The sequence below is a fragment of the Aquimarina sp. Aq107 genome (assembly GCF_943733665.1).
In the GTDB taxonomy this organism is placed as follows: domain Bacteria; phylum Bacteroidota; class Bacteroidia; order Flavobacteriales; family Flavobacteriaceae; genus Aquimarina.
Genome location: NZ_OX030782.1, coordinates 2,478,918 through 2,498,186, shown reverse-complemented (window position 1 = coordinate 2,498,186; position 19,269 = coordinate 2,478,918). Strand labels below are relative to the sequence as shown.

The 19,269-nt window shown below is 31.9% G+C and carries 12 protein-coding genes; 6 read left to right on the top strand and 6 right to left on the bottom strand.

The annotated features are described in order from the left end of the window. Window positions 1–504: 504 nt before the first annotated feature. Window positions 505–3,510, bottom strand: a complete 3,006-nt coding sequence (locus tag NMK29_RS10505; RefSeq protein ID WP_108805404.1) for a T9SS type A sorting domain-containing protein — start codon at window positions 3,508–3,510, stop codon at window positions 505–507. A 605-nt stretch (window positions 3,511–4,115) separates the two neighbouring features. On the opposite strand from NMK29_RS10505, the gene NMK29_RS10500 reads away from it, so the two are divergent. Next, window positions 4,116–5,744: a hypothetical protein gene (locus NMK29_RS10500; protein ID WP_108805405.1), complete on the top strand. Its 1,629-nt coding sequence runs from the start codon at window positions 4,116–4,118 to the stop codon at window positions 5,742–5,744. A gap of 98 nt (window positions 5,745–5,842) precedes the next feature. Here NMK29_RS10500 and fumC read toward each other — a convergent pair whose 3' ends face one another. Continuing rightward, window positions 5,843–7,240 (bottom strand): class II fumarate hydratase, encoded by a 1,398-nt coding sequence (fumC, locus tag NMK29_RS10495; protein ID WP_108805406.1) that lies wholly within the window; start codon window positions 7,238–7,240, stop codon window positions 5,843–5,845. A 184-nt stretch (window positions 7,241–7,424) separates the two neighbouring features. On the opposite strand from fumC, the gene NMK29_RS10490 reads away from it, so the two are divergent. Then, window positions 7,425–7,601 carry a hypothetical protein gene (locus NMK29_RS10490; protein ID WP_091412127.1) on the top strand — a complete coding sequence of 59 codons (177 nt, stop codon included), beginning with the start codon at window positions 7,425–7,427 and terminating at the stop codon, window positions 7,599–7,601. Between the two features lie 119 nt (window positions 7,602–7,720). Here the strand turns inward: NMK29_RS10490 and NMK29_RS10485 are convergent, their stop codons facing one another. After that, window positions 7,721–10,168, bottom strand: a complete 2,448-nt coding sequence (locus NMK29_RS10485) for a TonB-dependent receptor domain-containing protein (RefSeq protein WP_108805407.1) — start codon at window positions 10,166–10,168, stop codon at window positions 7,721–7,723. 293 nt (window positions 10,169–10,461) lie between these two features. Between NMK29_RS10485 and NMK29_RS10480 the strand changes: the two genes are divergently transcribed. Both NMK29_RS10480 and NMK29_RS10475 read left to right on the top strand, forming a co-directional pair. After that, entirely contained in the window at window positions 10,462–11,019 is a 558-nt protein-coding gene (locus NMK29_RS10480; protein ID WP_108805408.1) for a conjugal transfer protein TraO, read from the top strand. Window positions 11,020–11,076: 57 nt separating this feature from the next. Further along, window positions 11,077–13,707, top strand: a complete 2,631-nt coding sequence (locus NMK29_RS10475) for a DUF5011 domain-containing protein (RefSeq protein ID WP_108805409.1) — start codon at window positions 11,077–11,079, stop codon at window positions 13,705–13,707. A 62-nt stretch (window positions 13,708–13,769) separates the two neighbouring features. Here NMK29_RS10475 and arsC read toward each other — a convergent pair whose 3' ends face one another. Continuing rightward, window positions 13,770–14,111, bottom strand: coding sequence for an arsenate reductase (glutaredoxin) (gene arsC / locus NMK29_RS10470; protein ID WP_108805410.1), 342 nt, complete (start codon window positions 14,109–14,111; stop codon window positions 13,770–13,772). An 11-nt stretch (window positions 14,112–14,122) separates the two neighbouring features. Then, window positions 14,123–15,221, bottom strand: a protein-coding gene (prfB, locus tag NMK29_RS10465; RefSeq protein ID WP_108805411.1) for a peptide chain release factor 2 whose coding sequence is annotated in 2 segments (ribosomal slippage) — window positions 14,123–15,157 and window positions 15,159–15,221 — 1,098 coding nt in all. Because the reading frame shifts where the segments join, the coding sequence is not laid out codon by codon here. Between the two features lie 106 nt (window positions 15,222–15,327). Between prfB and NMK29_RS10460 the strand changes: the two genes are divergently transcribed. Beyond that, window positions 15,328–17,739 carry a zinc-dependent metalloprotease gene (locus NMK29_RS10460; protein ID WP_108805412.1) on the top strand — a complete coding sequence of 804 codons (2,412 nt, stop codon included), beginning with the start codon at window positions 15,328–15,330 and terminating at the stop codon, window positions 17,737–17,739. Window positions 17,740–17,790: 51 nt separating this feature from the next. After that, window positions 17,791–18,804: a low specificity L-threonine aldolase gene (locus NMK29_RS10455; RefSeq protein WP_108805413.1), complete on the top strand. Its 1,014-nt coding sequence runs from the start codon at window positions 17,791–17,793 to the stop codon at window positions 18,802–18,804. A gap of 63 nt (window positions 18,805–18,867) precedes the next feature. Here NMK29_RS10455 and NMK29_RS10450 read toward each other — a convergent pair whose 3' ends face one another. Continuing rightward, window positions 18,868–19,188 (bottom strand): YegP family protein, encoded by a 321-nt coding sequence (locus tag NMK29_RS10450; RefSeq protein WP_108805414.1) that lies wholly within the window; start codon window positions 19,186–19,188, stop codon window positions 18,868–18,870. Window positions 19,189–19,269: the final 81 nt, after the last annotated feature.

The window sequence follows — 19,269 nt, the reverse complement described above, 5'->3', positions numbered from 1 at the left end:
TACCAGAATTATAAATAAAAGATATATTAATCATTTTTACACATACAGCATTATGAACTTATTGGGCATTAACTTCCGTTTTATTTTAGATTTTTTACAAGAGCTACCTAAAGCATGTAGTCACGCTATCCATAGATAGAATATAAGACTAGTTAAATATGAAATTATAGATGATATCATTAATTCCATATAAATAAAAAGATCATTTAAATTTATTATAAATAAAAATTTCAGATTATATAAAACAACTTTACACAAGATATTATGAAACCATTTCGTATTAATTTCAAATTTTTAAGAAAATTTTTAAAAGAACTTCCGAAGGCTTGTAGCCATGCGATACACAGATAGGATGTAATTGTCAATTGGAAGAAACAGTATATTAGAATTTTGGGGGAAATTCTAATACTTAGTTATAATAATGGGGACAAAAAACCGGATGCATTTGCATCCGGTTTTTTTAATATTAATTATTATAGAATTACTGCAATTTATTGCTTTAAGTTATTTAATAATGAATTTACTACTTGTTCTGTCAGATTTAAGGATATATAAACCACTAGCGAGTTCTGATAGGTTTATGTTTAATTCATTAGAATCTACATCCAATTTCATTATTTCTTTTCCAGTAATATCATACAATCGTAGGTACTTATTTCCTTTTTGATAAATAGTAATATTTGATCCTTTTTTAACAGGATTAGGAGTTACCATAATAGTTCCTGTACTTTCTTTATCGAATCCAGCATCTCTTAATGCTGATGGTAATACATTGAGTACGATGATTTTTTTAGTTCTTCTGCCCGTATTGTCTATAGCTACAACTTTTATTCTATACCGTCCTTCTGGAACATTTTGTAGCAAAGGGTTCCCTCCCCAACTGTATGGAGCTTCCATATCGGTTCTGATCAATTCTCCATTAAGATATAATTTAACTTCTCTTATACCATCAGGATCATTAGCTTCTGCACGAACAATTAGGGTATCGCCTTCAAAATATAGTTCACTTTCAATAGGTTCAATCATTATTAGCTCTGGAGCCCTATTATCCCTATAATCTTCAACATCAAGTCCAATAATATTAATTCTAATATCTACCCCAAAGGTTTCACCAGTTCCCCTATCCGTTATAAATTCAGTAAGCGTAGTATATGTTCCATTAGCATCTTCTGCGATACCATATTGTCTAACATAGTCCTCTAGAGTTTCTTTGTTTGTAAAGTTATATGTTCTCTTTCTGATCGTAGGGAAACGCCTTGCATATGCGTGTCCAAAAGGGTACGTTCCTAATCGATCAGTTATCATTCCGCTTACCACAGCTGTGTAATCTCTGGTGTTTACATTGAGTTGAGTATCCATTTGACTGCCTGGTGACAGAGTTACTTCTACATTGGCGTCTAATACAGAAGCATTGTATATATTTTCGTTACTTCGGTCTAGTTGTCTATAGATTCTATTTCTATCGAATCCAGGGATTCTTACATTTACAAAATTTAGTTTATGTTGAGGATTGGAATCGGTTCCGCGACCATCTGTAAATCCATCACCTCTCCAATTATGAAATGTGGTGTTAACAACACATAGATTGTCTAAATCACCACCAATAAGACCAGCGCCATCGCCATTATAATAATTTCCATTCCGAACCATATATCCAAAATTGGTAGTAATATACATTGCTCTACCCGTATTCCAGGTGGTATGATTATCAATAATAGATAGTTTATGATGAAATGCCTGAGCTGCTCTATCTTTTGATCTAAAACCACTACTGCATCCATATGCTTCATTATTTTTAAATTCTAATAAAGGTGCCGCAGCAGGATCTACATAATCTTGTAAGGGGAATATATTTTCTGGATATACATTGGTTCTTACTTTGTCCCGTAAACTTATCACTGTTCCTCCACCATCATAGGCATAAGCTTCTCTAGAAGATGCAGCTATGTTGTTAACCATTCTTACTGCTCTTCCTTGTAATCCATAAGCTTCACCAATCCTGAAATCATCGTCTAATAGATCAGATACGATGGAGTTTAGGGCGCTTGGAGCATCACGATCCATGTCTGCAAAGTAATAGTTTCTTCCATCTGGTCTAGCAGTTGTAACCAGATTGTTTTTCCAAATTCCAGTTTCAGAACCACTTTCTGCTACCATACCTGATCCATCCACAAAATAAACTACATTATTTGCAAAAGAAGCATGACTATCATGATGTACCATTCCCCAGCCAGGTGAACCCCAAACGGCTAATCCATGTGCTTCAGCCATTTTTGTTTGAGAATTATTCATTCTATGAAAGTGCATTGCATATCTTCCTCTTTGATTTTCAATATCTTGAGGTAATGCTTTTTCTTCAATAAAATTTCTTATGATAACAAATGGTTTTCCATCTTCATCTACTTCACCTGTTTTTCTTAAGTTATATTTAAAATCATCTAGGATATTATGTTTGTTACTTCTACCAAGATCTTTGAATGCAGCAAAATGAATTTTAACATCAGTTGTACGCATAAACATGGTATGACCACGACGAGTAATATCATCATTTACATTGTTATTACTATCCGTGAAATCAATCGATTTAAAAGTTATGTTTCGTGTTAAATTTGATAGGTGACAAAAAAGGTTTGCTTCTGTTATTCCTTGGTGTGCATTTCTTGTTTGGGAATTAAAAGTCACTTCATTGGTTGCTTCATTGATAGCTTCTATTACAAACTCTTCATCCTGTGTTCTGACACCATCATTTCTAACTCTAAATATACCTTGAGTACCGGATAAAACCACTTCATCTCCTGTATTCCAATTTATAGGAGTGTCTTCGAGAGTTGTTTTATTTCTTCTTCTTGCTGTAGGACTGGTAGTTCGTAAAAAGGAAGTTTTTTCCTTACCAAGAATCGTTACTTTATTCATTGTCATTAATCCTAATGTGGCTTGTGTTGGGTCCCACTCGTATCTGCCTAAAACTCCAGTTCCATCATTAAAAAGTCGGTTTCCAAAATGATCGTTCATTCGTTTTCCATCAGAATAATGACTTTTTGCTTGTGCGTTCCATCGATTTCCACCTATTAGACCATTTTTCTTTTTTTCTATATCAAATGCTTTAAAATAAATATCAATAGTACCATCTGTTGATTGATCAGCTTTGATATCTAACTCTGACATCATACCACAAAAAAAAGTGTCTACCACTAATTTTCTTGTAGCTCCAGTTGGAGCTCTAAATGTTATTTTGCCTTCATTCCGTATAGCAAATATTTGAACGTCATTATTTACATTATAATTTATACTATCTCCCATCTTAATAACTACAATGGAGGCTAAACCTGGTACATAACCTGCATCCCAGGTATTTGGATCATTCCAATTTCCACTTCTCATAGAAGTATGGGTTGCAGTGTTGTCGGGAATAATAGCACTCATATCAATCATTTGAGCTTTTCCAGAAAATGATAAACAGATAAGGGTAAGTAAAAGATATATGTATCTTTTGAGATTAATTTTTTTCATGGCTTTTGTTAACGTTAGTATTAATATTTATACCTCTTAGGTATTTACAAATGAGTACAAAGGATCTAAACGTTTTATATAGCTATAGAACCTTTATGTTTAAAGTACTTGCAGTGATATGCGAATTAATACTAGGGAAGGAGAGATGGTATTTTACGCTAGAAAAGTTTACTTAATAATTCATGAGTTTAATGTTTATATAATTTGATAAAACGATTTTCATGATTAATTCTGGATTTAATTATAGATCATCATTTTAGATTTCAAATTTAGAACTGAAGATTGTTGTTGTCTATAGTAGGTAGGTTGATTTGATGTAATCAAGCTGATATTTTTAGGTTGATAAAATGTAAACATTACAATCTTTTTTAGTTGTAAAATACTGTTAGTCAATGGCTAATATTTTGTTTCGCTAAAGCGGTTATTTTTTTTAAAATAAAGTCATTTATTTTTCTTTATTTAATGGGAGAAGGATCTATTTTTTTATGACAATCTTCAAATCAAATTAGTTAATCATCAAAAAAGTAATTAGACATAATAAGAAATATAGTTTTCAAAGGACTCTGAAGGTGTTTTTCTTTCTATTTTTTATATCTAATTTTCTTTTGGCTCAGAAAGAAAATAATCTTTCTAAAGCAAAAAGAATCGATAGCCTAATATCTTCGTTAGACAAAAATTACAATGATCCTAAAAAACTAAAAAGACTTTTAGATGAGAGTTCTGATATAGAGTATATTGTAGGGATGAGTAAGGTGCATTTGATATTAAGTTTTTATTATAGAAAGCGTAATAAAGTTGATAGTGCATTTTATCATATTAATCGTTCTATAAAACTTTGCAAGGAGAATAATTTGATTAAAGAATTACATAATTCTTATTTGTCTTTAGGAAGTATTTATGGGAAGATTCGGAATTATGAAAAGTCTTTAGAAGTAAATCTAAAGGCTTATGATTTTTATAAAAAACAGAATTCGAATAATCATAAAACTATATTAAGGGCGCTACAAATAAATATAGCATCTACATATAGTTTATTGGGGGATTATGAGCTAGCTCATCAATACTATATAAAAATTTTGCAGGATCCAGATTTCGATTCAACATCAATTCATTATAGTCAATTGCACCAAAATATAGCTTTGAATCTTAAAAGGCAAAAAAACTTTGATGATGCTATCATGTGGTTGAATAAAGGTTTAGAATTGACTAAGATCAATAACCACAAATTGGTTAAAAATGATATCCTTAAAGGAATGTGTGATGTGTATTTGCTTAAAAATGAAAATATAAAAGCAGAAAAAATCTATCATTTAATAAACGAAGATTATAATTGGAACAAGGATTTTTATTTAGGTATGATTTATTTAGGTTTGAATAAATTACAAGATGCCGAGGTACTTTTTTTAAAAGCCATAGAGAAAGAAAAGGATGATCGAAAGAACATGGATAGTTTTCATAAGCTTTCTGAAGTGTATGCTAAACAAAATTTATGGAAAAGAGCAAAAGAAAGCAAAGATAAATACTATGCGATTAAAGACAGTTTAACAAGTTTAAATAACAAAGAGATAATTAAAAATAATGAAATAGCTTTTAAACTTATAGAAGAAGAATTATTGAACAAACAGTTGGATATTGAGAATAGGCTTTTGGTAGCAAAAAATAAAAGACAGTTTAATATTATAGTAGGAGTAACGCTATTATTCTTAATTGGAGTTTTGTGTTTTTTTCTTTTAATAAAAAATATAAGAGTAAATAGAGAATTGATTGGACTAAAAAAAACGGAGAAGAAGTTATTAGAAGATAAGGTTCAACTAAGAGAAAATGAATTAAATATGACTGTTGTGGCAATTACAAACCGTCAAAAAATGTTTGAAGAGTTAAAAAAAGAAATAGATAAGTTTGATAAATCATCTCCCCAGATAAAAAACCTTAAGAACAAATTGAAAGCTTTAATGATGTCAGGTGATGATCTGTTTGCAATTCAAGATAGAGTAGAATCTAGATATCCTGGTCTGATTACTCAACTTAAAAAAGCATATCCTCAATTATCCAATACCGAAATTAGATATTGTGTTTTTACAAAACTTAACTTATCAATTAAAGAAACCGCAAGTGTTTTGGGAGTTTCTGCGGATACGGTAAAAACCTCCCGAAGTAGAATTAAAAAGAAGATGAATATTCCAGAATCTTATACACTTGGAAAATATTTAGAGGAGTTCTTTAATGCTTCTTAAAAATTAAGTTGAAACTTCTTTAAAATTTAAAATGATAAATAAAAAAGTCAGACCATTTGAAGGTCTGACTTTTTTGAAAGTATTGATGGGAGCTTATATTATTTCATCGCACCTACCATATCTTCAGGTTTTACCCACTCATCAAATTCTGTTTCGGTAACATATCCTAAAGCGATAGCCTCTTGTTTTAGTGTTGTTCCGTTTTTGTGTGCAGTATTTGCAATTTCCGCAGCTTTGTAATATCCTATTTTTGTATTAAGAGCGGTAACTAACATTAATGAATTATTAAGTAACTCTGTAATCCTTGCTTGATTTGGTTCTATTCCTTGCGCACAATGTACATCAAAAGAAACACAAGAATCACCGATTAGTTGAGCACTTTGTAATAGATTAGCAGCCATAACAGGTTTAAAAACATTTAATTCAAAATGTCCTTGCATTCCACCAACATTAATTGCAACATCATTACCTAATACCTGGGCACACACCATAGTTAATGCTTCACATTGAGTAGGATTTACTTTTCCAGGCATAATAGAGCTTCCAGGTTCATTAGCAGGAATGATAAGTTCACCAATTCCACTTCTTGGTCCAGAAGCTAACATACGAATATCATTTCCTATTTTATTTAAAGAAACAGCAATTTGTTTTAATGCTCCATGTGTTTCTACAAAAGCATCGTGAGCTGCTAGTGCTTCGAATTTGTTCTCTGCGGTAATAAATGGTAATCCTGTAAACTGAGCAATAAATTCAGATACTCTTTTAGCATATCCTTTTGGAGTATTTAAACCGGTACCAACAGCAGTTCCACCTAAAGCGATTTCTGCTAAATGTGGTAATGTGTTTTCCAGAGCTTTAAGTCCATGATCTAATTGAGAAACATAACCAGATAATTCTTGTCCTATTGTAAGTGGAGTAGCATCCATAAAATGGGTACGACCAATTTTTACAACATTCTTAAACGTTTCTGATTTCTTTTTAAGTGTATCTCTTAATTGCGTGATTCCAGGTATTGTTACTTCTAGAATTTTTTTATAAGCAGCAATATGCATACCTGTTGGAAAAGTATCATTAGAAGATTGAGACTTGTTTACGTCATCATTTGGCTGGATTGTTTTTTCACCTTCTCCTATTGTTTTTCCGGCTATTTGATGCGCACGATTAGCAATAACTTCATTGACATTCATATTACTCTGCGTACCAGAACCAGTTTGCCATATTACTAAAGGAAATTGATCATCGTGTTTTCCTTCTAGAATTTCATCACATACTTGTGCAATAAGATCCCTTTTTTCTATGGGAAGTACTCCTAATTCACAATTGGTAAAAGCAGCAGCTTTCTTTAGATATGCAAAACCATATACAATTTCTAATGGCATTGATGAAGGTGCCCCAATTTTAAAATTATTTCTGGAACGTTCCGTCTGTGCTCCCCAAAGTTTATCAGCAGGCACTTTTACTTCGCCCATTGTATCTTTTTCTATTCTATATTCCATAGCGGTGATGATTTGTTTTTCGAACGGCAAATTTAAGAATTTGTAGAGCTTTTTCTGAATAAAGAATGTACTTTTTAAAAAGGAAATTGATTAAAGTTTTAGTTTTAAAAATAATTTATATTAATGCTATGAGATAAAAAGAAGAGTTGTTATCTTTGGCAAAAATTGAAATTAGATTACTATTATGTTCGAATTTGATCAATACCTTGGTTTCTTAGCATTTTTAACAATCCTTACTATTGGATTTTGGTTAATGATATTCTTGTTAACATTTGTTGTTCCTTATTGGATTTTTGGAGCTACTATTGAAAATTTTAAATTAAAACAAGAAGCTAAAAGAAAAGCTAGAGGAGAAGCTTAGATAATAGTTTTAGTTATATATATTAAAAAGAGGGAAATGATTTAATCATTTCCCTCTTTTTAATTTTATCGAGTTCTAATTTAATTTATACCTATTAAGAATCCTTTTAAACAAAGTAACTATGGTTTACCTTCAAATTCTTCACCGCCACCATTATTAAAGTTATTCCTGGATCGTTGTCTTTTCTTTTTTTGATTAAATCTATATGTAAAAGACATGGTAAAACTTCGTTCTCTCCATTGAAATTCACTGTCCGTAATAAAAGTTTCTGTAGTGGATACGCTTTGACGTTTTCTACTATTAAATAAATCACTTACATTAAATGTTAAGGAGGCTCTCTCTTTAAAAAGGTCCTTGCTAAATGCTAAATTTACACTTAGTAATCCTTCGCTTTTGGTTTGTGCATTTTCATTAGGTCCAGAATAAAAAGCAGTGGTTTGCCAATCTATCTTAGCAGGTAACGTGATCTTATTATTTAGACGAGCAAACCAACTAAAGTTATCTGCATCAAAATTTTGCCCATTAAAATCTCCTTTTATATTATTCTGAAAAGCATTAAAATTACCATTAATTCTCCATTTTTTAGTTGGATTATAAGTTAATGTAAATTCAAAACCATAACGATCAGAACTAGATAAGTTTATAGGAGTTCTTCTAATAATAGGAACTATAGTTCCATCTCCAATAGTGGCGGTATCGCCTGTATCTTCAGCTATAAATGTAAATACTTGAGTAGAACGATTATAATAGATTGAGGAGTTAAGTGTAAGTTTCCCCATTCTATTTAAGTAGCCAAGATCAAATACATTAGAATAGCTTGGATCTAGATCTGCGTTTCCTTGAAATATATTAGTTGCACTTGATCTAGAAGGGAAAGGATTGATAAACCTAGAGCGAGGTCTTCTTATTCTTCGGTTATAACCAAGTGTTACACTCTGTTTTTCTGATAATTTATATCCTAAATTTATGGTAGGGAATATATCGGTATATATTTTTTTATTAAAATCACCACTTGTTTGTTGATCGATAGTTATTCTTGTGCTTTCTAATCGAAGTCCTAGTAAGTAAGAAAATTTTCCTGCTTTACTTCCAAATTGAGTATAAGCAGCATTTACTTGTTCTTTAAAAATTAGATTGTTAGATAAATTAGTATCTGTAGTTACAATACCATTATCATCAAATTGAACCAAGAATTCAGTGTCTAATTCATTAAAGTTTCCTCTATAACCTAATTCAAATTGACTTTTCTTTCCTATAGGTAATACGTAATCAGATTGGATAAGAATACGATCTTGTTTTTCTAAAGTATTTACCAATTCTATGGTAGAAATATTTTGTTGAGTAATTCTAGAGTCTTCCTCTTCTTCACTATTTTCTATCTGAAAATCAAAAGTTAGTTTATGACCACTGTCATTAAAATTTTTGTTGTAATTAATAGAATATTGTTTAGTGATGTCATCTTCTACCTCAGGATCAAAACGCAGGTTACTGCTTAAAATATTACCATTAGCATCAGGTTCTGTTATTAAATTAGATGTGTTACTTTCATTATCACTAGAACGATATAAAAAGGACCCTGTAATGGATGAGCTATCATTTATATACCATTCTAATCCTACATTAGTGTTAAGACCCTTACGTATTCTGTCGAAATCTCTTTTTTCATTTAAAAAAGTATCGGGTTCATTAACCTGAGTATCAGAATCAAAATTGAAAAATTGTGTCTCAGATAATGAATTACCAGGAACTTCACGATAATTGTACCCAGAAGTCGTGAAAAAATTTAAGTTTCCTGTCCTATAATTTAAATTTCCCGAAACACCAGCTTGTAAAGGATAGCCAGTGTTAAATGTAAGAGCTCCATTTAATCCTTGTAATTTACTTCGTCTTAATATGATGTTTAAGATTCCTGCAGTCCCTTCGGCATCATAACGAGCAGAAGGAGATGTTATAACTTCTACACGCTCTATAGATTCTGCGGGTAGTTGTCTTAAAGCATCTGTGCTATTTAATCCTACTAAACCAGATGGCTTTCCATTAATCAATATCCGTACATTGTCATTTCCACGCAGAGCAACATTTCCTTCTACATCAACGGAAACAGAGGGAACGTTGTCTAAAACATCACTTACAGTACCTCCGCTAACTGTAAGATCTTTACCAACATTATATATTTTTTTATCAAGTTTTATTTCGACTGTAGTTTTCTCTGCGATTACGACAACATCATCTAAAGCTTCAGTATCGAGTCCTAGACCAATTGTTCCTAGAGCAGTGTTTTTAAAGACTCTTTGCTTTAGTAGTGTTTCTGTTTTGAATGAGATAAATTCAATAGAAATATTGTAGACTCCTGCCGGTACTTGAATGTTGAAATTACCATTGGTCTGAGTAATTCCACCCGTTACAATTTTATTCTCTTTAATACTAAAGAAAGAAATTGTTGCATATTCTAAAGGTTCATTAGTTTCTTTATCAATGACTTTTCCTGTTACTTTTACTTCTTTTTGTTGCGCAAAAGACGAAAATCCTATAAATACGACTAATAACACTAAAATACATTTTCTCATACTTTCTGTTTTGATTGGGTGCCCAAAAATATAATTAGGCTATATTCATAAGGGTTAAATACGTGTTAAATAATGTATATTATTTATAATCAAAGCATTATGAGTTGTAATAATTAAGTTAATTTAACAAAAAGCTAATTATACTGCATATTTGTTGGGATTTGAGAGAATTTAGTTACAATAAAGAGGCAATAATTATAGTGTGAAATACGTTAGGGTTTTTTAGTTTTGTAAAGAAATTTTGCTAAAAAAAAGCTAAATAGATAGTAAAACAAATTAATAAATTAGGGTTTATGAAAAAACTTTTGACGAATAAGTCTCTGTTAGTACTAGCATTTATTCTTAGTTCTTCGATTTCAATGTATGCTCAAAGTCATAAAATGGCACTGTCTTTAACAGGTGGTTATGTCGATGGAGGTTTTGGAGGTTTAGTAGCATTGGATTATAAAGTAAATGAATTCGATTATTTGCAATTCGGTGTTCAAACAAACTTTACAAATTTAGATTTTAATGAGATTGAAATACCAGTAAATCTTTATGCTTTTAATGCTGGTTTCTTTTTTGATGTCCTTAGAAATAATAAAAGGACTTTCGCACTTTCATTAGGAGCCGGAGGTACAGTAGGTAGCGAAGTTATTAATAATGGTGATGAAGATTTAGAAACTGGAGAAAAATTAAATATAGAACCCAGTAGTGTAATTTTTGGTGCGTATGCAGGTCTGGACGCTGATATTTTCTTAATTCCTACGGTAGCCATAAATATAAAAATTCAGGAAACATATCATTTCAATAGTGAAATTGGTGAACTTACTCCATACTTTGGTGCTGGAGTGAAATTAATATTGAAATAAATATTTAGAAGATTTGTTTTAATAAAATTGTTTAAAAATTGAAATAATAAATAATAGATGAAAAAGTCTTTACAATATATAGTATCAGGACTAACTTTTATATTTTTAGTAATCGCTTGTACAAAGGAAATTACTGAAGATTTGGTAGTTTTTTTTAAAGTTGAGTTTAGTGAAACTAATATCGATGCTTTTGTTGATACTAAAGAGGAATCAAGTTTTACCATCGTTGGTGCAAGTGATATAGCAGCGGGCGATTATCAAATAAAATATAATGTAACAGAAGGTTCAGGTTCTTATTTTTTAAATACTATTGAAGTAACAGAAAACGAATTCGTAGACCTACCTGAAGGCCCCCAATATACTATAGAATATCTTGCAACATCTATAGGTACAAATAAAGTTACTATTACAATCAAAGATGGGTTAGATAGGGAAGAAGAGTTTGTTCTAACATATAATGTAAATGATACTGATTTTACATTTGATGTAGTACCTACAGAAGAAGGAACCTATGTAAATGGAGAGATTGACTTAAATTTAAGTATAGCAGAAATTAGCGAAGCTACTTATGAAGTACAATATGTCTTTAATGCTCCTGTAGATATAAGTACGCAAGGTACGGGTAGTATTGGTGTTGATGATACATTAATAGAACCGGAAACTTTGGTAGAAATTCCTGTAGGTGATACTTCATGGCAATTTACAGGTCTTACAATTGGAATGGTAGAAATAGAATTTACTGTAACTAGCAGTTTAGGTGTTTCTAAGACTAAAACGCTTCAAATTGAAGTTGGAGATACACCAGATTTCACATTTACAGCGACATTAGATAATGATACAATATATACAACAAATTCAGGTGCTGTTATAAATTTTGTTATTACAGAAACTACTGGTACATCTAGTTATGTAATGAATTATAGAACTTCTAATACCGGTAATATAATGTATAATGGAGAAACGTATCAGGCCGGAGATAATATTCCAATTCAAGCTGGTGCAAGTATTGGGACTTATACAGGAACTTCGGAAGGTGAGCATACCTTGGATTTTAGAGTTGATAATTCTAATACTGTAACAGTATCAAGAGAAGCGTCTTTAATATTAAATTTCAGAGACCCTGATGGAACTCCTCCGGTTATAGAATTAATTGGTGCTAGTGAAATTACGGTTAATGTTGGAGATTCGTTTACAGATCCTGGAGCTACAGCAAGTGATGATATTGATGGTGATATTTCTGCAAATATTACAGTTTCCGGCGCTGTTGATACAGATGTTCCTGGTTCATACACTTTAGTGTATAGCATAGAAGATTCATCAGGAAATACAACTTCGGTTGAGCGTATTGTTAATGTAGTGGACAACATTCCTCCAGTAATTACAATTATTGGAGATAATCCTTTTGTGGTTAGAGTAGATGATACTTTTAGTGATCCTGGAGCTACAGCTACTGATAATGTGGATGGAAATATAAGTTCTGCGATCACTGTAACAGGTTCTGTTAACGTAAATGTCGTTGGCGAATATGTGTTGACCTATACGGTTAGTGATACTGCGGGTAATGAGGTTTCGGAAACAAGAACGGTTAATGTTATTAGTGATAATCCACCAGTAATTACTCTTGTAGGTGATAATCCTTTAGAAGTAAGTTTTGGAGAGGTTTTTAGTGATCCTGGAGCAACTGCTTCAGATGATATAGATGGTAATATTACTGATCAGATACAAACTTCAGGTACTGTTGATGTTAATACACTTGGAGCATATACTATCACGTATACTGTTAGTGATTCTTCAGGTAATACGACAGAAGTAATGAGAACTGTAAATGTTGTAGATAACACAAGTCCAGTTATCACTTTAGAAGGTACCAATCCTTTTCTAGTTAATATTGATAATGTATTTAATGATCCAGGTGCAAATGCAAATGATAATGTTGATGGTAATTTAACAGCAGATATTACAGTTTCAGGAACTGTAGACGTTAATACACCGGGAGATTATGTGTTGACTTATAGTGTGGAAGATTCTTCTGGAAACTCGGCGACAATTACAAGAACAGTAAGAGTTATTGATAATATTCCTCCAGTTATTACTTTAATAGGGGCGTCTACTATTACGATATCACAAGGTGGTAGTTATACCGATCCTGGTGCAACCGCTTCGGATAATGTTGATGGAAACATAACTGCTCAAATAGTTACAACAGGTAATGTTAATGTAAATATTCCAGCCTCTTATACAATAGAATACAATGTACAAGATGCGGCTGGGAACGACGCGATTGAGGTAGTTAGAACGATAGTAGTAGAATCTAATATTAATTTTAACAGATTAACAGGTGTTCTTACTGCACCGGCTGGAGCAACGGTCCAAGTTTCAATGAATTCTGGTGGAACAGGAAGTGGTAATGCAGTAATACAGGCTCGTAGCACTACTAATACTAATTTAGGTGTAGGAATCACTTGTTGGGGACTTACAGGAGGAGCTCAGTGTTTAGATTCTGATGGAGATGGTGTAGATGAAACAAGTGGATTTACATTTATAATGCCTACTGACGGAATAGCAAATTTCACAGGATCGCATACTCCAGATGGAACAAGTATTAATAGTGGAACCAGTTTTAGTATCCAAGTAGCTGGGGAAACATTTAATGAAAATATGGGGCCAGGAAATGAAATACCCCAATAATGATATAATTGAATAATTCAATAAAAAAATGCTGAAAACTATGTTTTCAGCATTTTTTTATTTTATAGGATCTCGATTACATTTTCAGGAGGTCTCCCAATAATTGCTTTTTTATTCTTTATTACAATTGGTCTTTCTATTAGTTTAGGATTCTCACACATAATTCGAATTAAGTCAGAATCTGTTAAGTCTTTATTTTTAAACTCCTGTTTCCAAATAGCTTCGTTTTTTCTTACTAAATCAATAGGTTTTATTTCTAAAAGCAGTATTATTTCGGTAAGTTTTTCTTTAGTAATTGGGGTTTCTAAATATTTGATGATCTCTAGATTTTCTTTTTTATCCTCAAGTATAGCCAGGCATTGCCTAGATTTACTACATCTTGGATTATGATAAATTGTTGTCATGTTTTTAATTTTTAGTCTTCATTTTTTTGTCCCATCATCATAAGATATGCTTTTAAGAAAGCGTCAATATTACCATCCATTACAGCATCTACATTCCCAGTTTCCTCTGCGGTTCTTACATCTTTAACCAGTTTATACGGATGCATAACATAATTACGAATTTGAGATCCCCATTCAATTTTCATTTTAGAAGCTTCAATTTCATCACGCTGTGCTTGTTGTTTTTTGAGTTCAAGTTCAAAAAGTTGTGATTTAAGCATTTGTAATGCTTTTAATCGATTTTCTTGCTGTGATCTAGTATCAGAACATGATATCTGTATTCCGGTAGGAAAATGGGTAAGTTGTACTTTTGTTTCTACTTTATTTACATTTTGTCCTCCAGCTCCACTTGATCTAGATGTGATAATTTCATAATCGGCAGGGTTAATGTCAATTTCAATTGTATCATCAGCCAATGGATATACATAAATAGAGGCAAATGAAGTGTGTCTTTTCGCATTACTATCAAAAGGAGAAATTCGTACTAATCTATGTACTCCATTTTCTCCTTTTAACCAACCAAAAGAATATTCACCTTCAATTTCTAATGTTACAGTTTTAATTCCAGCAACATCTCCGCCTTGATAATTAAGTTCTCTAATCTTGTAGCCCTGCTTTTCTGCCCACATCATATACATTCGCATAAGCATACTAGCCCAATCGCAACTTTCTGTTCCCCCTGCACCGGCCGTAATCTGAAGAACGGCACTCATATTATCTCCCTCTTCGCTTAACATGTTTTTAAACTCAAGATTTTCTATAAGATCTAAAGCGAGGGAATGACGTTCATTAACTTCTGTTTCGGTAGCATCACCTTCTTTGTAAAACTCGTATAGTATTTCTAAGTCGTCAACAAGAGTAACGCTCTTTTCATATTCAGAGACCCATTTTTTTTCAGCATTTAATGCGCGCATTAATTTTTCTGCTTCTTGAGCATTATCCCAAAAATTAGGAGCATAAGTTTTTTCTTCTTCGTTCGCTATTTCTATTAATTTGGCATCAATGTCAAAGATACCTCCTTAACGCAACCAGGCGCTCCCTAAGATCCTGTAAAGTCTCAGTATTAATCATAATTTAATTATTTTTGACAAAAATAGGATTTAACACTTCAGTAGGAAATAATTTTACTATTATTTTATAGTTTTAATGCTTTTGCAAATCACATAAATCATTTTCAATGAAAATAAATATCACCTGCTTATTTTTAGTAGTTAGTCACTTTCTTTCCGGACAGTTTTTAGAAAAACAAAAAGATTTGAAAACTTTTAAAGGTTATTTTAATTTTTACTACAATCAAAGTAAGGACGAAATATATCTAGAGGTAAATAAATTGGATTTAGATTTTTTATATGTTCATTCACTTGCTACCGGTTTAGGATCTAATGATATTGGTTTAGATAGGGGGCAGATCGGAGATGGAGTTATAGTAAAGTTTAAGAAAGCCGGAAATAAACTATTATTGGTACAACCTAATCAAAGATACAGGGCAATAACAGAAAATAAGTTAGAGAAAAAAAGTGTAGAGCAAGCATTTGCTAAGTCTGTTTTGTTTGGTTTTCCTATAAAAGAAAAAAAAGGAGATAGTTATATTATTGATTTAACACCTTTTTTATTGCAAGATACTCATGGGATTATAAATCGATTACAAGCTCAGAATGAAGGCTCTTATGGCATAGATAAATCGAAAAGTGCGTTGAGTTTAGAGAGAACAAAGGCTTTTCCTAAAAATATTGAGTTTGAAGCTTTGATAACATATAAAGGATCGCCTAAGCGTGGTAATATTTGGTCAGTAGCACCTGATTCAAAACTGCTTACAGTAACACAGCACCATTCTTTTGTAGAATTACCTGATAATAATTATAAGAAACGCAAATTTGATCCAAGAAGTGGTGCATTATCTATATCTTATTTAGATTATGCAACTCCAATACAAGAACCAATAGTTAAAAGATATATTAAAAGACATAGGTTAGAGAAAAAAAATCCTGAATTACCAATTAGTGAGGCAAAAGAACCTATTATTTATTATTTAGATCCTGGAACACCTGAACCAGTAAGATCTGCATTGTTAGAAGGTGCTAGATGGTGGAATCAAGCGTATGAGTCGATTGGTTTTAAAGATGCTTTTCAGGTAGAAATGCTTCCTGAAGATGCTGACCCAATGGATTTAAGATATAATGTGATTCAATGGGTGCATAGATCTACAAGAGGATGGAGTTATGGAGCAAGTGTAGTGGACCCTAGAACTGGAGAAATATTGAAAGGTCATGTAAGTTTAGGTAGTTTAAGAATTCGTCAGGATTTTTTAATCGCTCAAGCGTTATCTGATAAACCATATGCAAACGGAGATAATGATTATCAACCAATGTTAGAAATGGCTTTGGCTAGAATTAGACAGTTATCCGCTCATGAAGTGGGACACACTATTGGATTTGCTCATAACTTTGCGGCTAGTTCAAGTGATAGAGCTTCCGTAATGGATTATCCCCACCCATTGATAAGAATAAATGATGATAAGATAGTTTTCTCTGAAGCTTACGATACTAAAATAGGTTCTTGGGATAAGGTAACAGTTGCATATAGTTATTCTAATTTTACAGAAGGCACGGATGAAGAATCGACATTAAATGAAATTTTGGATGATGCTTATGCTTCTGGATTACGTTTTATCTCAGATAGTGATGCTAGACCACAAGGAGGAGCCCATGGTTTAGCTCATTTATGGGATAATGGAAAAAGTCCTTCTATTGAATTAGAGAATGTTTTAAAAGTAAGAGCAAAAGCAATCGATAATTTTTCTAAAGATAATATAAGAACTGGTGAGCCATATTCGGTTTTAGAAGATGTGTTTGTTCCTCTATATTTTTTTCATAGATATCAAACAGAAGCTGCGGTAAAATTAGTAGGAGGGTTAAATTATAATTATGCTATCAAAGGAGATCAACAAACAATTGTAGAAACTATTTCTGCAAAAGAACAGAAAGATGCCCTAGAACAAGTATTAAAAACTTTGTCGCCTGAAATATTAGCTATTCCAGAGGATAAATTAAAATTGTTTCCTCCTAGAGCTTTTGGATATAATCGTACCAGAGAATCCTTTGGAAGTAAAACCGGAGTTGGGTTCGATGCGTTAAGTGCAGCATCCACAGCAAGCGATATGAGTTTGTCACTTTTGCTTCATCCAGAAAGAATTTCAAGATTGATCCAACAAAAAAGTTTGGAATCCAATCATTTAGGTGCTGAAGAAATGTTTGATGAAATTATTAATGCAGTTTTTGAAACTGTATCTAAGAATAATTATCACAATGAAATTCGGTATGTTGTAAAAAATAATGTGCTTAAACATTTAATGAATCTTACTAATAATAAGAATGCTTATCCACAAGTGAATGCTGTAGCATTTGGTACTTTAAAAAAAATAAGATCTTTGCTTAATTCTGAAAAACAAAAAGGGATGAATAAAATGTATAATGATTATTATATAAAGCAAATTGATGATTTTATTTCTAGACCTGAAAAATTCAAAGCATTACCTTCACCAAAAATTCCAGACGGATCTCCAATTGGAAGTTTTCAATGTAGTTTCTAAAAAAAAGGTGTTAAAGAATAAAGAATAAATAATTAATAATTATAGTAGTACATGATAATAGATCTTAGAAGTGATACAGTCACTAAACCGACTCCAGAAATGCTTAATGAAATGATGAAAGCCGAGGTTGGTGATGATGTATATAAAGAAGATCCAACTGTTAATGCTTTAGAAGAAAGAATAGCAACAATGTTTGGTATGGACAATGCGCTGTTTTTTCCCACAGGAAGTATGGCTAACCAAGCAGCAATTAAAATGCATACGCAACCGGGAGAACAGTTAATCGCTGATAAGTATGCGCACGTATATAATTATGAAGGAGGAGGAGTGTCTTTCAATAGTGGAGTTTCTTGTAAGTTAATTGATGGGCATAGAGGTATGATTACTGCTAATCAGGTTTTAGAATCAATTAATCCACCAGATTTTTATCACAGCCCTTTAACCAGTTTAGTGTGTTTAGAGAATACTACTAATAAAGGTGGAGGAGCTTGTTATAATTTTGAAGAAATAAAAAAAATAAAAAAGATTTGTGATGATCATAATTTGGGCTATCATTTAGATGGAGCAAGGTTATGGAATGCTTTGGTGGCTAAAAGAGAAAATCCAAAGGAATATGGGCAATTGTTTGATACTATTTCAGTATGTTTAAGTAAAGGGCTTGGTGCTCCCATGGGATCTGTGTTGATTGGTAATGAAGAAATCATGCAAAAAGCAATTAGGATTAGAAAAGTTTTGGGTGGTGGTATGCGTCAAATTGGATATATGGCAGCTGCCGGATTATATGCTATTAATAATCATATAGATCGTTTACAAGAAGATCATAAAAAAGCTCAAGAGATTGGTAAAGTTTTAGAAAAACTGCCTTTTGTAACTAACGTAGAACCGATAGACACCAATATTATTATATTTACTATTGATGGAAATGAAGAGGATTTTATTACAAAAATGGAATCAAAAAATATTCATTTCTATGGAATGGGTCAGGGTAAATTAAGATTTGTTACTCATTTAGACTATACGCAGAAAATGCATGAGTACTTTTTAGAACAATTAAAAACTATATAGGGTAACAAAAAAACCGTTCAGAATTATGAACGGTTTTTTTTTGTTATGCTAGTTTAGTAAAATTTATACCTCTTTAGTATCAGCTCCCGGAGCATTTTCTTTTACTGAATTGATACCATTTTCCATTCCAGATTCAGAAGAATACATCTGGCTACTTCCTATAACCTGACCATTCGTTGCTTTAAGATTAAAAAAGAACCTACCGTCTTTAGCAGTTTTTCTTTCATATCTACCATCTTCAGCAGCATTTTTTTGTACGGATGCGATTCCATTTACAGCAGCAGCTTTACTATTGTAAACCTCACTACTTAAAATTACCTGTCCATTTTTAGCTTTTAAAGTAAAATGGTAACTATTTCCCTCTTTATTTTTGAGTTCAAACATATTGTCGAGTTTTTTTAAAGAATATTAGAATGATTTTGATAAAAATATAGAATAATACGCAGAAAGAAAAATAGATTAAAA

What these genes read in the sequence shown, in the direction of transcription:
- NMK29_RS10455 (WP_108805413.1), top strand. Translation starts at nt 17,791, where the DNA reads ATGATAATAGATCTTAGAAGTGATACAGTCACTAAACCGACTCCAGAA.
- NMK29_RS10450 (WP_108805414.1), bottom strand. Translation starts at nt 19,188, where the DNA reads ATGTTTGAACTCAAAAATAAAGAGGGAAATAGTTACCATTTTACTTTA.
- NMK29_RS10480 (WP_108805408.1), top strand. Translation starts at nt 10,462, where the DNA reads ATGAAAAAACTTTTGACGAATAAGTCTCTGTTAGTACTAGCATTTATT.
- NMK29_RS10490 (WP_091412127.1), top strand. Translation starts at nt 7,425, where the DNA reads ATGTTCGAATTTGATCAATACCTTGGTTTCTTAGCATTTTTAACAATC.
- NMK29_RS10485 (WP_108805407.1), bottom strand. Translation starts at nt 10,168, where the DNA reads ATGAGAAAATGTATTTTAGTGTTATTAGTCGTATTTATAGGATTTTCG.
- NMK29_RS10460 (WP_108805412.1), top strand. Translation starts at nt 15,328, where the DNA reads ATGAAAATAAATATCACCTGCTTATTTTTAGTAGTTAGTCACTTTCTT.
- arsC (WP_108805410.1), bottom strand. Translation starts at nt 14,111, where the DNA reads ATGACAACAATTTATCATAATCCAAGATGTAGTAAATCTAGGCAATGC.
- NMK29_RS10505 (WP_108805404.1), bottom strand. Translation starts at nt 3,510, where the DNA reads ATGAAAAAAATTAATCTCAAAAGATACATATATCTTTTACTTACCCTT.
- NMK29_RS10475 (WP_108805409.1), top strand. Translation starts at nt 11,077, where the DNA reads ATGAAAAAGTCTTTACAATATATAGTATCAGGACTAACTTTTATATTT.
- fumC (WP_108805406.1), bottom strand. Translation starts at nt 7,240, where the DNA reads ATGGAATATAGAATAGAAAAAGATACAATGGGCGAAGTAAAAGTGCCT.